Raw genomic sequence first — 14,587 nt, 5'->3', positions numbered from 1 at the left:
GAACCCTACCTATGTCTAAAAGTATACCGAATGTAGACTGGGCAAATCAACTGGAAAGTGTTATTCGTCAGTTTGTAAAGGAAAAATTAGAACTGATCATGCGGGAAGAAATTAAAAATTTCCTCGAAATTGAACAGGCTGGAACGTCGAATATGAGAAACGGCTACTATCAGAGAAATCTAGATACGCAATACGGTCGGATTGAAGGTCTTTTGGTCCCTAGAGACCGAAACGGAGAATTTCAAACGCAGCTGTTTGCCCCTTACCAACGCCACACGGGCTGGCTTGAGGAAGCCATCATCAGGATGTATCAAAGTGGCATGAGCACACGTGAAATTGGCAAGTTTATTGAACGAATTTTAGGCAATGCCTATTCTCCTGCAACGATCAGTCGTATTACCGATGTCGTGAAGGAAGACATCGAGAAATGGCACGCTCGTCCACTACACCAGCGTTATTCGGTCTTATATTTGGACGGCTTGTACGTGAAACTTCGCCGGGATACGGTAGAGAAAGAAGTTATTTATGTGGTATTGGGGGTGAACGAAGAAGGGTATCGTGAAATTCTTGATTTCTTCGTAGGAGGACAAGAAAGCGCCTATGTATGGCAGGAGATTCTCCAACAGCTCTACAAAAGAGGCGTCAAGGAAGTGCTTCTTGGCGTCTTCGATGGCCTTCCGGGGTTGGAGGAAGCCTTTAAGGCGGTGTATCCGAAAGCCGATGTGCAGCGCTGTGTCGTGCACAAAGTCCGCAACACCCTCAGCCGTGTTCGGAAAAAAGATCAATTCGAAATGGCGGAGGACCTGAAACTCATTTATCGTTCTCCGAATAAAGAAATCGCATTGGAGATGTTTCAACAGTTTCAATCCAAATGGTCTCACAAATACCCAAGGGAAGTCCAATCTTGGGCAAATGAGTTGGATGTCCTTCTCACCTTTATGGACTATCCAAGCAGTATTCGAAGTGTGATTTATACGACCAATGCCATCGAACGAACGATCAAGGAGATTCGGAAACGCCTAAAACCGATGAACAGTTTGAGCAGTTTAGAAGCCGCTGAAAAAGTCGTATATTTGACGATACAGGACTTTAACGAGAAATGGGCAGGGCGAAAGTTGCGAGGATTTGCCGAAGCGCAAGAAGCCCTTCAACGAATGTTTGAAGAACGTTATTGTTAACCAAATATTGTAAATAAACAAAATAAGGGGATTTTCCCTTTCCACACAAGAGACTGAATATTCAGTCTCTTGTGTGAAGGAAACCGGTTCCCTATCCATTCCAAATCCATTTCAGAGATACCCTATCTATCTTACATTACACAAAATTCTTGACGGTACCCTGTATTCATTCGGTTGTATTTCATCTACAGAATCGTTGGCCCAAACAGCTTTATTTGGTAAGAGTCCAATAAAAAGAACAACTGATAGAATAATAGATATAATTCTCTTAATCATTAACAATTCACCCCTAATTTAATTTTATAAACCCATTCCCATAGTAGTTTGGATCACCAAGGTCTATTGAATACTTTTTTAATATTCCACGAATCTTTTTTATTAGTTTAGGATCATTTACTTGTAAATTATATCTTTCTTCATTTGCTATAATCCATGAAATTACTCCTGTTACATGAGCTGCAGCTAAAGAAGTGCCACTATGTACTGAATAAGATCCATCTTTAGTAGTAGTTATATATATGCTCATTGAAAAGTTAACCTTCGTATAAGTGGTTCCCACTCCGGTTATACTGCTCCTAAGGAAAAGCATGGAAAAGGAGCGGAATTCTGCATGAAACGTCTCAAAATCACCAACGATCACGGATGGACACCTCGGACACTTCGCAAACAGGAACGGAAAATCAAAAACACCCTTCTTCGCCAACGGGTGATGGCGGTTCGCCTGGTCATGGAAGGCTATTTGGGCAAAGAGGTGGCCTCCATGGTCAACGTGTGCCGACAAACCGTTTCCCATTATGTGTCGCTGTTCAACGAAGGCGGTCTGGAGCTCTTGCTTCATCGGGATTTCGCCCCCGGGCGGGAGCCGTTTCTCACCGAAGAACAGCAGGAAGAGATCAAACAGCTTGTGTTGACCACCACTCCCGTAGAACTGGGCTGGGACGTCGCTTCGGCGTGGAACACCAAACTCCTGCAATCCTATGTCGAAAAGCACTTCGGTGTTTGCATTTCCCGCGAAGCGTTGCGAAAACTCCTGCACCGCAAAGGGCTGTCGTGGACACGGCCGACCTACACATTGGCCAAAGGCGATCCGGATCGACAAAAGAATTTTGAGAAACAGATCGACTTCATAAAAAAAACTTAATGGATCCTGATTCGGTCTTGTTGTACCTTGATGAAACACATATCCGCTCTTACCATGTCTTGCGGTCCACATGGTCGGCAGTCGGCCGCCAAAAACAAGTGCCGACGTTCGGCCATCATGCCCACGTATCGCTGTTTGGCGCGGTCAACATCCACGATGGCGAAACGGTGCTTCATCAAACGACCGCTGCCAATGCCGCGACGTTCTTGGATTTCTTGAGAATGCTCAAAGAGCGCTATCCGGACCGTCTCATGGTCTTGGTGTTGGATAACGCCCGCATTCACCATGCCAAAATGGTCAAGGAGTTTTTGCGGGAAGAAGGGCAGTGTTTTCACTTTATTTACCTTCCTCCCTATTCGCCACAGCTGAACCCGATCGAACGCTTATGGAAATGGCTGAAAGATACGGTGATTGCCAATGTATTTCACAAGGATCGCAACGATATCATTCAAGCCATTACTCGGTTTGTCAACTACATCCACGAACGTCCGGAGGAAGTGCTGCAGCGCTTAGGGTGTGCAGGATGACTGAGAAGTTAACTCTTCATGTTGCATGTATATAGCACCACGGGTAACGTTTTTCAATTAGTAAAGAAACAGCTTTACGCCGCGCATTGTCTGGTTCAATCACGAGTGCTCTAGGCCGGCATGCCTCTGCCATTCAAGCGCCCGCTGCTAGGCGGGCGCTGCAGACTGTTGACAAAATGGGTTTCAGACGAATGTCTGAAACCCATTTTGTTCCATAAATAGACTATGTTTTCAAAAAAAGTGGGTAGGATGGGAAGCCATGCAAAGGAAAAGAAAGGGCGGTGCTTCGCCTTCCATAGGTAATTCGCCAGTTTTTTTAAATTCATGGCAGCACAAACAAGCATCGCCTGCGCCTCATTTTTTTCCAATCCCCGGTAATGCGTCCAGCGCAGACCATGCTTCTCTTTCATATCGGCGAAATCCCGTTCAATCGTCTCTTTTCGGAGGGCATAGAGTTCCCGGTATTCCGGAACATACCGCAAATGCTCTGCTTCTTCATAGTAGTCCTGCCATACGTGGCGAGTGACTACTTTGGTGTAGCTCTTGCTTTGCGTGCACTGATGAAGATACGGACAGCTTCGGCACACCGCCGGGTCCGATTTGTATTCCCGGTACCCTTCCCGATTCGTAGTAGAGTAAGATAGAACTTGATCATTGGGGCATAGATAACAATCAAAATATTCGTCATACACAAAATCTGATTTCCGAAAGAATCCATCTTTTGTTTTCGGGCGAGTGTACGGCCAAATCGGCTTTACCCCTTGTTCGAGTAAATACTTGGCAATGGCAGGAGTTTTATATCCTGCGTCTACACACACGGCTTCCGGACATGATTGGATTTCCCGTTTCACTCGTTCGAACAGCACAAAAAACGCTTGACTGTCATGGACGTTGGCTGCCGTCACGTAGGTCTGTAGAATCCATCCGTTGCGATCACAAGCTGTATGATACGAATAGGCAAACACTCGCTCCCGTTCATTTTTCACCAACAGTCCGCTCTCCGGATCCGTTTTGCTTACTTTTACTTCCCGTTTTTTTTTTTCTCAGATGGCAACGGCGATTTTCCATGAGCGATCCGATCCCGTTCGATTTCTTTTTCGAGTTCCTGTTGGTAGGCTTTGGCTTCGACTTCTGCCATTTCCGTTGTAAACTTCTTTTTATTGGCGCTTGCTTTGACATGAGTGGAGTCTACGTACAAGACACTCGAATCTACCAATCCGTGTTCAAAGGCTTCTTTTAAAATCCGTGAAAAAATTTGATGGAATACATCCGTTCCAGCGAAACGACGCGCATAGTTTTTACTTGGCGTCGAGTGATGAGGAACGGGATCATGAAGACTAAGTCCTAAAAACCAACGGTAGGCGACGTTGGTTCGGATTTGTTCGACGGTTTCACGCATGGAGCGAATCCCAAATACATACTGAATCAAATACATTTTAAACAACATCACTGGATCAATGCTCGGACGTCCATGATCAGGAGAGTAGAGATCTTTCACCACATCATAGATAAAAGAAAAATCAATGGCCGCATCCAGCTTTCTTACCAAGTGATCCTCTGGAACCAGATCATCCAGTTTCACCGTGGTTTCGGTATAGCGCCCATCTTCTTGGTGTGGCCGAAGCATCGTTCCTTTCCTCCATTTCTCCCTCGTCTTACCTTCATAATAAAACAGCTTGTCGACTTTGTCGACAAGCTGAAGCGCCCGCTGCTAGGCGGGCGCTGTTTATTTATACGACTGCTGATGTTGACAATTTTGTGAACAATACCGCCACAAGATAAGGAACCATTGATTTCCTGCAACCCACATGATATGATAAACAACAAATTCTGAAAATTAAGACTGTCATTTTTCATCCAGCAAGCCATTCGAGGAGGTGACCGGCGCCGATGGGAGAACCCCCTCCCGACCGCGCCTAGTATATATGGAGCAACACACACATCGTTCGCCAAACGCAGCAGAACAACGAGGTGCTTTTTTGTTGGCGGCAGTAGAAAAGCAGGACATCCCGACTAACGAGCATGTCCAATCCGTCCTTGGGGCGCTTGCGCAATGGGGGCATCCGGCAAAAGGGAACGTCATCATCCAACTCGATATCCCACGCAAGCTATGGATGGAGAAACTTGCCAACGCCGGACAAAACCCAGAAATTGCAACAAATGATCATTTCATCGTCGGCCATGTACACATTTCTCGGTCGGCTGACGCAGATCCGATTCGGGTGCATCTCCGCCAACTTTGCAAACAGTTCGGCTTTGTTCTTCTTTTCGAATCCATCCGACCATCCTCGGATGGCAATACCTTGTTTTTACAAATCGCTATGTTGCCGAGGGATGTGTTTTCCTTATCCGACCGTTTGTTCCGCTTGATGGCGGCAATGGAGCGCGATTCAATCGTCCGCGTCGCCTCGCTTAGCCATACCCATGTGGTCTATCAAGCTGACACATTAGCCCAATTGCTGCGCGAACCGGATGTATCTCATCCATTCCTCGCCTCAACTGCTACGTTCGCTTATGTCGGGCAAGCAGGCGCGCCTCTTTGCTATAAGCGTCTCGGTTCAGCCGGCATGCTTGTTCATAGCGCTAAAACGTCTATTTCGGCAGTCGAGACGCTCATTTACATTGACGGTTACAGCCTGCTCGAAGCAGTCGGACTTGCTTTCATGCCAAATAAGGCTAAACAAAACGGATTGTCGCCGCTGGAACAACCACATGTTCTTTTTGCCGCCTGTTCGGAACAGGAAGCCATATGGATTGCCAACACCGCCGAGTCGCTTTGGAAAATGGACACTCCTTCCCGTGTGTTCATCACCTCCAAGCCATATGGCGACACCGCCAAGTCGCTGACTCCAGGGCAGCCGCTAGCGCTCATCCGCTCTGCTGCCGGGCAAACACAATGGCTTGATGGAACCCGTTTTTATCAGGAAATGAATACCCGCCTCTCTAACCGACGCACCGCCAATAGCAAGACTGCCTTCTGAATCTTTTCAACGCTCTGCCGATTTCGGCGGGGCGTTATATTTTCCCCTTGAACTCATAGATAAAAGTGTGTATAGTACAGAATGGTTTACCAAATCGAAAAGGAGAGATTTCCATAGATGAAGCTCGGTGCCCGCATTTTTAAAACGGGAATCGCCGTGGCGTTGGCTCTGTTTTTAGCGGCGCTTTTTCATTTTCCATCACCAGTGTTTGCCGGCATTTCTGCGGTGTTCGCCATGCAGCCGACCATTTATCGTTCCTACTTATCATTAATTGAACAAGTACAAGCGAACGTGATCGGCGCCTTGTTCGCAATCACCGCGGTTCTCATCCTTGGCCGTGACCCACTTATCGTCGGCTTGACGCTCATGATCGTCATCGCTCTTTGCCTAAAAATGCGTCTTGAATCGTCGACGATTTCGGTGGCGCTTGTGACCGTTATCGCGATTATGGAATATACGGAACGCCAGTTTATCGAATTTGCAGCTATCCGCTTTTTAACCATTATGCTCGGCATTTTCGCCGCCTTTCTCGTCAACTTGATTTTCTTGCCGCCAAAGTACGAAAAAAAGTTGTACGAAAAAATTAGTGGTGAGACGGAAACGATTTTAAAATGGATCCGACTGCATAAGCAACAAGTTGCCGACCATCATCATTTAAAAGATGAAATCGAAACGTTGCTCGATGAAATGACGAAACTCAAGCATCTTTATTTCATGTATAAGGAAGAGCGCACGTATTTCCGTCGCCAGCGCTTCCAAAAATCGCGCAAGCTCGTTTTATACCGCCAGATGATTGCTGCGGCTGACCGAGCGCTGTCAGTATTAAAATGGCTTCATCGCCTTGAAAACGAGCTCGGACGTCTGCCTGCTGAGCTCCACCAAGCCATCAGCTTGCATCTCAGCCACTTGCTTGACTATCATGAGCAGCTATTGCTGAAATTTATCCATAAGGCAAAACCGCTTCCCCATAACAAGAGAGCCGAAGAAATATACCGCCAGCGTGAACGGCTCGCGGCGACCTTTTACTCCGAAGGACAGCTGCCCGCTGAGTACCGGTTGTTCTCCTTAATTGGAGCGATCATCGATTACGGGGATCGGCTTGAGCATTTAGATAAGTTAATTGATAGCTTCCACCATTACCATTATGATGAGGAGCTGACGAAACAGCTCGAAAAGTCAACAGGCGGCCGCTCATAGCGGGCCGCCTGTTTTAGCTTTTCATCCGTGGGTCAAGCGCATCGCGCAGCCCGTCACCCATTAAGTTAAAACCGAGCACGGTTAACATAATCGCCAGTCCTGGAAAAATCATCGTCCACGGTGCTTGCGTTAAAAAATCTTTCGCATCGGACAACATTTTCCCCCACTCTGGGTTTGGCGGCTGTGCCCCTAATCCTAAAAAGCCAAGTGCCGCCGCTTCGATAATGGCAGTAGCGATCGCCAATGTCCCTTGAACAATAATCGGCGCTAGGCTGTTGGGCAAAATATGGTGAAACAAAATGCGCCAATCGCTCATACCGATTGCTTTTGCCGCCATAATGTATTCCTCCTGCTTAATGCTTAACACGCGAGAACGGATTAAACGGCCGAAGTTCGGCACATTAATGACAGCAATGGCAATAAGGGCATTTTGCAAAGACGGGCCGAGCACCGCAACGATGCCGATCGCTAATAAAATGCTCGGAAATGCTAGCATAATATCAAATAGTCGTGAAATCACTCCATCGATCCATCTGCCGTAGTAGCCAGCGATAATGCCAAGCAATGAGCCGACAACGATCGACCCGAGCACAGAGAAAAACCCTACCCATAATGAAATGCGCGCTCCATAAATCACACGGGAGAAAATATCGCGGCCAAAATCATCCGTTCCAAACCAGTGCTCACTCGAAGGCGGTTGCAGCCGCTCAGCCAACTGCTGTTCTTTGTAGTCATACGGCGCCAACCAGGGCGCCAAGATGGCGATCATAATAAAAAATAAGACGATCCCTGTCCCAACAAGCGCGATTTTATTCTTTCGAAACCGTTGCCAAGCTTCTCCCCATAATGAAACAGTTCTTTCTTCCTCAATCGCTGTCGGTGGCGTTGCCGGTGTGCGCGCTAATTCAGCCATACACACGCCTCCCTCTTCGTTAATTGTACTTAATACGCGGATCAATCGCTGCATAAAGCAAGTCAACGATTAAATTAATGAAAATGAAAATGGCAGCAATAATTAAAATTCCTGATTGAATAACTGGATAATCTCGGTAACCGATTGCATCATAAATATAACGTCCAATGCCAGGCCAGCTGAAAATCGTTTCCGTCAAAATTGCTCCGCCAAGCAATAGCCCTGTTTGCAAGCCGATGACAGTCAATACGGGAATAATGGCGTTTTTTAACGAATGCTTATACACAACCCAAAACATGCTTACCCCTTTCGCTCTTGCGGTGCGGATATAATCCGATTTCATCACTTCGAGCATGCTAGAGCGTGTCATGCGGGCAATAATCGCCATCGGAATCGTCGCTAACGCCATACTCGGCAACACGAGATGTTGGACGACTTGCCAAAACTGCTCCGTATTTCCACTGAGCAGTGTATCGATCAAGTAGAGATGGGTAATCGGCTCAATGGGGTTACGCACGTCCTCCCGACCTGACGTCGGCAGCCAGTCGAGCTGAATCGAAAACAACCACTGCTCCATCAACCCAAGCCAAAAAATGGGCATCGAAACGCCGATTAACGCTAATACCATCGCAATATAATCGAACCATGAATGCTGAAACCAAGCGCTAATAATGCCGGCGTTGACACCAATCACAACAGCAATCAACATTGCTGCTAACGACAGCTCGAGCGTTGCCGCCAAATACGGCCAAATTTCTTCGGCGATGGGAGCGCCGGTGCGAATAGACTCCCCTAAGTCGCCACGCAGCAACCCGCCAATATATTTGACATATTGGACATACCAAGGCTCGTCCAATCCAAGTTTATGGGTCAAAGCCGCCACTGCTTCCTTCGTCGCCTTTTGTCCTAAAATGACTTGTGCGGGGTTGCCAGGAATCGCTCGGATCATAAAAAACACAACTAACGACATGCCAAATAAGACGGGAATAATCATCAGCACCCTTCTCACTATATACGACAGCACCCAAGTATCCCTCCCTTAACGTGCGGTAAACAAAGAGGGGAAGATGCGCTCCTTCCCCTCTCCCAACTGATTATTGAAATTCCACTTTTGTAAATTTGTCTGAGCCAGTCGGATGCGGATGAAACCCTTGAATATTTGTCTTGCCGGCTAACAGCGGAGTCGAGTGAACGAGCGGAATCCACGGTGCCTCTTCTTTAATAATTTCTTGTGCCTGTTTATACAGCTCATTGCGTTTATTTTCATCGCTGACTGTTTGCGCCTCAACTAAAATGTTATGAAGCTCATCGTTCGCAAAATACGTGTAGTTGTTGCTGCCAATGCTGTCTTTGTCAAGGAGCGCGTATAGGAAGTTATCCGCATCACCGTTGTCGCCGGTCCAACCGAGCATGAAGGTATCCGCTTCCCCTTTAGCGAGCTTCTCTAAGTAAGTCGCCCATTCATATGACACAATTTTCGCTTTGACACCGATTTTGGCAAAGTTTGCTTGAATGGCTTCAGCGATTTTTTGCCCATCCGGCATATACGGACGCGGCACCGGCATCGCCCAAAGTTCGATTTCAAAGCCGTTCGGGTATCCGGCCTCCGCGAGCAATTGTTTGGCTTTTTCTAGATCAAACGGGTAGTCTTGAATGGCATCGTTATACCCTGGAATGCTCGGTGGCATCGGATTTTTTGCCACTTCCGCCTGTCCGGCGTAAAACGCATCGATGATTGCTTTCTTATCGACTGCATGGTTCAACGCTTGGCGCACCAGTTTGTTTTTCAGAGGGCCTCTCGTCGCTGTCAGTCCAACATAGGCGACGTTCATCGACGGACGCTTAAAAATTTGAAACTCTTTGTTTCCTTCCACTTGTTTTAAGTCCGTCGGGTTCAAGTCTTCCATGATATCGATTTCCCCTTTTAAAAGGGCATTGAGGCGCGCTGAGTTGTCCGGAATGGAAACGAAAATAAGCTGATTCAACTTCGGATAACCTTTTTCCCAATATTCTTTATTTTTCTCAAGCATGATCCGTTCGTTTCGTTTCCACTCTTTAAAGATAAACGGTCCGGTGCCAACCGGATGTTCGCCAAATTTGTCACCGTATTTTTTCACAGCTTCTGGGCTGGCAATGGCAAACGGCGGCATGGCGATATTTTTCAAGAACGGCGCTTGCGGACGCTTCAGCACAAACTGTACGGTATAGTCATCAATCGCTTTCACCTCTTTAATGACATGGCCTTCATCATTTTTATAGCCGCCAAACATCGAGCCATAGTATGGGAACTTGTCTTCATTGCCGTTTGCCCAACGCTCAAAGTTGAATACAACTGCTTCAGCGTTAAAATCCGTGCCATCATGAAACTTTACACCTTGACGCAACTCGAAAGTGTACGTCAGTCCATCCTCAGAAACCGTCCACTTCGTCGCCAATGCTGGCTTAACGGATGTGTCGTTATCGTTGTAGTCAAGCAGTGTGTCAAAAATGTTTTTCGTGACTTTGAGCGACTCACCATCCGTCACTGTCGCCGGGTCAAGCGATACCGAATCGCCACCGCGGCCATAGACAAGAGTGTCTTGGGCCGATGGTTTTTCGCTGCTGCCCCCTGTGCTTTCCTTCGGCTTGCTGCAGCCGGCAAAGACAAGCACAACGGCAAGCAGCATGGCCAGCCAGGTAAACCATTTGTTTCTTCTCATCGTTTCTCCCCCTTACTTGTTTTGTCTATCATCACACCGCCTGCTGTTTATTCATATAAATGGCAGGCGACGTAATGTCCAGTCGCTACTTCTTTTAATGCTGGACGTTGAGCACGACAAATGTCCATACAAGCCGAGCAGCGCGTATGGAATGCGCACCCTTGCGGTGGATTGGCCGGGCTCGGCAAATCACCGGAGAGTAGCTGACGCTCCGCTTTATGGTCCGGATCGGGAATCGGCACAGCAGACAAAAGCGCCTTCGTATACGGATGTTTCGGCGCTTCATATAGCGACTCACTGTCCGCTAGTTCGACCATCCTTCCTAGATACATGACGCCGACTCGGTCGCTAATATGCCGTACCACTCCCAAATCATGAGCAATGAAAATATATGTAAGGCCAAACTGTTTCTGCAAATCTTCAAGCAAATTAAGCACTTGTGCTTGAATCGACACATCGAGCGCTGAGACCGGCTCATCGGCGATAATCAGCTTCGGATTGGTCATCAGTGCCCGCGCGATGCCGATGCGTTGGCGCTGACCGCCGCTAAATTGGTGCGGGTAACGTTTCGCATGATACGAACCGAGCCCGACAACTTCAAGCATCTCACGCACCCGACGCTTCCGCTCTTCTTTCGACCCGATGCCATGAACAATCAACGGCTCCTCTAAAATTTTTTCCACCGTATGGCGCGGATTGAGGGAGGCAAACGGATCTTGGAAAATCATTTGCATATCGCGCCGCAACCGACGCAACTCTGTTTTGGATAAAGCCGTTACCTCTTTTCCTTCAAAAGTGATCGAACCATCCGTCGGCTCAATCAGTCTCATCAGCATTCGTCCTGTCGTCGACTTGCCACAACCGGACTCACCGACGATCCCAAGTGTCTCGCCGCGATATACGGTAAATGTCACATCATCAACCGCTTTCACCATTCCGATTTGTTTGCCAAAAATGCCACCGGTAATCGGAAAATATTTTTTAAGCCCTTTCACTTCGAGCAACAGGTCGCTCATCGACTCCCCCTCCCTTCTCTAGCGCCAAAAAGCAACGGGTGCGATGTCCTTGTTCGCCCGTTTCATATAGCTGCGGATCCTCTTGACGACAGCGGTCAAACACATATTCACACCGCTCAGCGAACCGGCAACCACAGCGAACGCTCCCCGGCTTCGGCACTTGTCCAGGAATGGAGTACAGACGCTCCTTTTTACCACGGATATCGGGAATCGAGCGAATTAAACCGGCGGTGTACGGGTGCTGTGGCCGTCGAAAAATCGCCTGAACACTTCCCTCTTCAACAATTTGACCGGCATACATCACGATCACACGATCACATATTTCAGCCACAACTCCCAAATCATGAGTAATCATCATAATCGCTGTGCCGAACGTCCGGTTTAATTCTTTCATCAACGCTAAAATTTGTGCTTGAATCGTCACATCAAGCGCTGTCGTCGGTTCATCAGCGATCAAAAGCGCCGGTTGGCACGCCATCGCCATGGCAATCATCACCCGCTGACGCATACCGCCTGACAACTGATGCGGATATTCATCCAGCATTTGTTCGGCGCGCGGCAATCCGACAAGTTTGAGCATTTCTGCCGCCCGTGCTCTCGCTTCTTTTTTCCTTATTTTTGTATGAAGACGAATCGCCTCAACTAGCTGATCGCCAATGGTGAATAATGGGTTTAATGACGTCATCGGCTCTTGAAAAATCATGGCGATCTCATTCCCACGGATTTGCTTCATCCGTCGCTCTGAGGCTTCGACTAAATTCTCACCTTTAAACCAAATCTCACCGCCGACCACCTTGCCGATTCCTTTTGGCAATAATCCCATGATTGACAGCGATGTGACGCTTTTTCCGCATCCAGACTCCCCGACGATACCGAGCACTTCACCCTCACGAGCAGAAAAGTCAACACCATCGACAGCGGGAATCTCCCCGTCATCTGTAAAAAAAGAGGTTCGAAGCCCCCGAACTTCCAATAAAGGTGCTTCCATCCTCCCCCTCCCCCCTCATAACCCCATTTCATGAAACTTTTTCTCTCTCAACAAAATTATGACATGCATCATACTATAATACAATATAATATTATAAAAAATTAAAATTATCTAAAAAGAAATAAAACAATAAAAAACGGCTTTGCCTAAGGCAAAACCGCTTTTTTTATGTTTTTCAATAATATTAATATTTTTGTTTACTATCATAAGTGTTGAACCATAAACAACTCGTAATAGCTCCCTCGTTTCGCCATGAGTTCCTCATGCGTGCCGCTTTCGACAATTTGCCCGTTTTCGATGAACAAAATGCGATCAGCATGGGTGATCGTCGACAAACGATGGGCGACGACAAACGTCGTGCGGTTTTTCGCCAAACGATCAAGCGCTTCTTGAATGTATTGCTCATTTTCCAAATCGAGCGCCGACGTCGCCTCGTCAAAAATGAAAATCGGTGGATTTTTCAAAAACACGCGAGCGATGGCAATCCGCTGTTTTTGCCCGCCGGAAAGCTTGACGCCGCGCTCACCGACTCTCATGTCATAGCCGTCGGGCAAACTCATAATAAACTCGTGAGCGTTCGCTGCTTTCGCCGCAGCGATGACTTCCTCATCCGTCGCGTCCGGCTTGCCGAGCAAAATATTCTCTTTCACTGAATCACTGAACAAAAAGTTGTCTTGAAACACAAGGCCAATTTGATCGCGCAAGCTGCGGACGCGAAACGAGCGAATGTCCATGCCATCAAGCAAAATGCGGCCATCGGTCACATCGTAAAAACGCGGAATTAAGCTAACAAGCGTTGATTTGCCACCACCGCTTGGACCGACTAAGGCGACCGTTTCCCCCGCTTTGACGGAAAACGACACATCGCGAAGCACCAGCGGCCCACCGTCGTGATAGGCGAACGTGACGCGGTCAAAGACGATATCGCCTTTCACACAGCGACACTCAATCGCCTGTGGCGCATCATCAATATCATACCGCTCATCCAAAAATTCAAACACGCGATCCATCGAGGCAAACGACTGCGTCAACGTCGTCGAGGCATTAACCAGGCGACGAAGCGGTGTATACAGCCGCTCGATATAACCGACAAAGGCCACCATGGTACCGACGGTCATCTGTCCAGTGATCACTTCATACCCCGCATAGATGATGACCACGATCGGCGCGATGTCGGTAATCGTATTGACCGCTGCAAACGATTTAGCGTTCCAACTCGTATGTATAAGCGCCTTCGTTAAAAAATGACCGTTTTGCTTTGAAAAACGCCGCTGTTCTTCGTCTTCAATCGCAAAGCTTTTCACGACCGGCATCCCTTGCACTCGCTCGTGCAAATATGCCTGCAATTCAGCGAGCGCCTGTGAACGCTGACGGGTGCGCTGACGCAGGCGGCCAAAAAAATATTTGACCGCAAACGCGTAAAGCGGCAGCGTACTGACAGAAATAAGCGTCATTTTGACATCCATGTTCACCATAATCACGAGGGCGATCAAGATCGTTGCCATATCGATCCATAAATTCATCAACCCAGTAATAATAAATTCTTTTGTCTGCTCAACATCATTGATAACGCGCGAGATCACCTCACCCGTCCGGTGGTTCGCATAATACGAAACACTCAACTTTTGCATATGATGAAATAGTTGCTGACGAATATCGTATAACACTTTGCTTGCTGTCCATTGCGCGAAATATTGCCGGTAATATTCGACAAACGGCCGAATGACAAGAAAGACGATCAGCATAAAGGCGAGCGCCTGCCAAAGGCGGTTTGTTTTCTCTTCAAGTGAAAGTGCGTGATTGGCGATCACGTCATCAACGACGAATTTCAACAACAATGGAATGAGTAACGGAATAGAAAATTTTATGATGCCAATAACCATTGTGGCAGCGATATGCCAACGGTAAGGACGGACAAACTGCCAGTAACGACGGATACTTCCCATG

12 protein-coding genes and 2 pseudogenes are annotated in these 14,587 nt (G+C 47.6%); 5 read left to right on the top strand and 9 right to left on the bottom strand.

Features of this window, described 5'->3' with window-relative positions; translation table 11 throughout:
• The first annotated feature begins 11 nt into the window (after positions 1–11).
• Complete coding sequence (locus NSQ22_RS03020) at positions 12–1,178, top strand: IS256 family transposase (RefSeq protein ID WP_339264157.1); 1,167 nt, start codon at positions 12–14, stop codon at positions 1,176–1,178.
• 159 nt (positions 1,179–1,337) lie between these two features.
• Here the strand turns inward: NSQ22_RS03020 and NSQ22_RS03015 are convergent.
• Positions 1,338–1,454 (bottom strand): annotated as a pseudogene (locus NSQ22_RS03015) (SAR2788 family putative toxin); the annotation flags it as partial.
• Positions 1,455–1,467: 13 nt separating this feature from the next.
• Positions 1,468–1,737 (bottom strand): S8 family serine peptidase, encoded by a 270-nt coding sequence (locus NSQ22_RS03010; RefSeq protein WP_190300611.1) that lies wholly within the window; start codon positions 1,735–1,737, stop codon positions 1,468–1,470.
• Between the two features lie 51 nt (positions 1,738–1,788).
• Between NSQ22_RS03010 and NSQ22_RS03005 the strand changes: the two genes are divergently transcribed.
• On the top strand, positions 1,789–2,319 hold the full coding sequence (locus NSQ22_RS03005; protein ID WP_014195313.1) for an IS630 family transposase: 531 nt from the start codon (positions 1,789–1,791) through the stop codon (positions 2,317–2,319).
• Positions 2,319–2,846: an IS630 family transposase gene (locus NSQ22_RS03000; RefSeq protein WP_060476368.1), complete on the top strand. Its 528-nt coding sequence runs from the start codon at positions 2,319–2,321 to the stop codon at positions 2,844–2,846. The genes NSQ22_RS03005 and NSQ22_RS03000 overlap by 1 nt, the downstream gene beginning before the upstream one ends.
• A 110-nt stretch (positions 2,847–2,956) precedes the next feature.
• Here the strand turns inward: NSQ22_RS03000 and NSQ22_RS02995 are convergent.
• Positions 2,957–4,473, bottom strand: a pseudogene (locus NSQ22_RS02995) (IS1182 family transposase).
• Between the two features lie 298 nt (positions 4,474–4,771).
• Between NSQ22_RS02995 and NSQ22_RS02990 the strand changes: the two are divergent.
• Positions 4,772–5,827 carry a glutamate synthase gene (locus NSQ22_RS02990; RefSeq protein ID WP_050772223.1) on the top strand — a complete coding sequence of 352 codons (1,056 nt, stop codon included), beginning with the start codon at positions 4,772–4,774 and terminating at the stop codon, positions 5,825–5,827.
• Between the two features lie 117 nt (positions 5,828–5,944).
• Positions 5,945–7,024 carry an aromatic acid exporter family protein gene (locus NSQ22_RS02985; protein WP_008881543.1) on the top strand — a complete coding sequence of 360 codons (1,080 nt, stop codon included), beginning with the start codon at positions 5,945–5,947 and terminating at the stop codon, positions 7,022–7,024.
• A gap of 13 nt (positions 7,025–7,037) precedes the next feature.
• On the opposite strand, the gene nikC is transcribed toward NSQ22_RS02985, so the two are convergent.
• The 6 genes from nikC to NSQ22_RS02955 form a co-directional block, all read right to left on the bottom strand.
• Entirely contained in the window at positions 7,038–7,937 is a 900-nt protein-coding gene (gene nikC, locus NSQ22_RS02980; RefSeq protein ID WP_008881544.1) for a nickel transporter permease, read from the bottom strand.
• A 19-nt stretch (positions 7,938–7,956) separates the two neighbouring features.
• Positions 7,957–8,961, bottom strand: coding sequence for an ABC transporter permease (locus NSQ22_RS02975; RefSeq protein ID WP_011886810.1), 1,005 nt, complete (start codon positions 8,959–8,961; stop codon positions 7,957–7,959).
• Between the two features lie 70 nt (positions 8,962–9,031).
• Positions 9,032–10,636, bottom strand: a complete 1,605-nt coding sequence (locus NSQ22_RS02970) for an ABC transporter substrate-binding protein (RefSeq protein WP_008881546.1) — start codon at positions 10,634–10,636, stop codon at positions 9,032–9,034.
• Between the two features lie 47 nt (positions 10,637–10,683).
• Positions 10,684–11,652: a dipeptide ABC transporter ATP-binding protein gene (locus NSQ22_RS02965; protein WP_008881547.1), complete on the bottom strand. Its 969-nt coding sequence runs from the start codon at positions 11,650–11,652 to the stop codon at positions 10,684–10,686.
• The gene (locus NSQ22_RS02960) at positions 11,618–12,640 is read right to left on the bottom strand and encodes an ABC transporter ATP-binding protein (RefSeq protein WP_008881548.1); all 1,023 of its coding nucleotides are present in this window, start codon (positions 12,638–12,640) and stop codon (positions 11,618–11,620) included. Before NSQ22_RS02960 ends, NSQ22_RS02965 begins: the two co-directional genes overlap by 35 nt.
• A gap of 203 nt (positions 12,641–12,843) precedes the next feature.
• Positions 12,844–14,586, bottom strand: a complete 1,743-nt coding sequence (locus NSQ22_RS02955) for an ABC transporter ATP-binding protein (RefSeq protein ID WP_087959872.1) — start codon at positions 14,584–14,586, stop codon at positions 12,844–12,846.
• Between the last annotated feature and the right edge of the window lies 1 nt (position 14,587).

The organism is Geobacillus sp. FSL K6-3411, assembly GCF_037965715.1.
GTDB lineage: Bacteria > Bacillota > Bacilli > Bacillales > Anoxybacillaceae > Geobacillus > Geobacillus thermodenitrificans.
The sequence above is the reverse complement of the archived record's forward strand: the minus strand, read 5'-3'. Positions and strand labels throughout refer to the sequence as shown.

Bases quoted from the DNA above. Each gene is read 5' to 3' on its own strand.
- NSQ22_RS03020 (WP_339264157.1), top strand. From the start codon at position 12: ATGTCTAAAAGTATACCGAATGTAGACTGGGCAAATCAACTGGAAAGT.
- NSQ22_RS03005 (WP_014195313.1), top strand. From the start codon at position 1,789: ATGAAACGTCTCAAAATCACCAACGATCACGGATGGACACCTCGGACA.
- NSQ22_RS03000 (WP_060476368.1), top strand. From the start codon at position 2,319: ATGGATCCTGATTCGGTCTTGTTGTACCTTGATGAAACACATATCCGC.
- NSQ22_RS02990 (WP_050772223.1), top strand. From the start codon at position 4,772: ATGGAGCAACACACACATCGTTCGCCAAACGCAGCAGAACAACGAGGT.
- NSQ22_RS02985 (WP_008881543.1), top strand. From the start codon at position 5,945: ATGAAGCTCGGTGCCCGCATTTTTAAAACGGGAATCGCCGTGGCGTTG.
- nikC (WP_008881544.1), bottom strand. From the start codon at position 7,937: ATGGCTGAATTAGCGCGCACACCGGCAACGCCACCGACAGCGATTGAG.
- NSQ22_RS02970 (WP_008881546.1), bottom strand. From the start codon at position 10,636: ATGAGAAGAAACAAATGGTTTACCTGGCTGGCCATGCTGCTTGCCGTT.
- NSQ22_RS02965 (WP_008881547.1), bottom strand. From the start codon at position 11,652: ATGAGCGACCTGTTGCTCGAAGTGAAAGGGCTTAAAAAATATTTTCCG.
- NSQ22_RS02960 (WP_008881548.1), bottom strand. From the start codon at position 12,640: ATGGAAGCACCTTTATTGGAAGTTCGGGGGCTTCGAACCTCTTTTTTT.
- NSQ22_RS02955 (WP_087959872.1), bottom strand. From the start codon at position 14,586: ATGGGAAGTATCCGTCGTTACTGGCAGTTTGTCCGTCCTTACCGTTGG.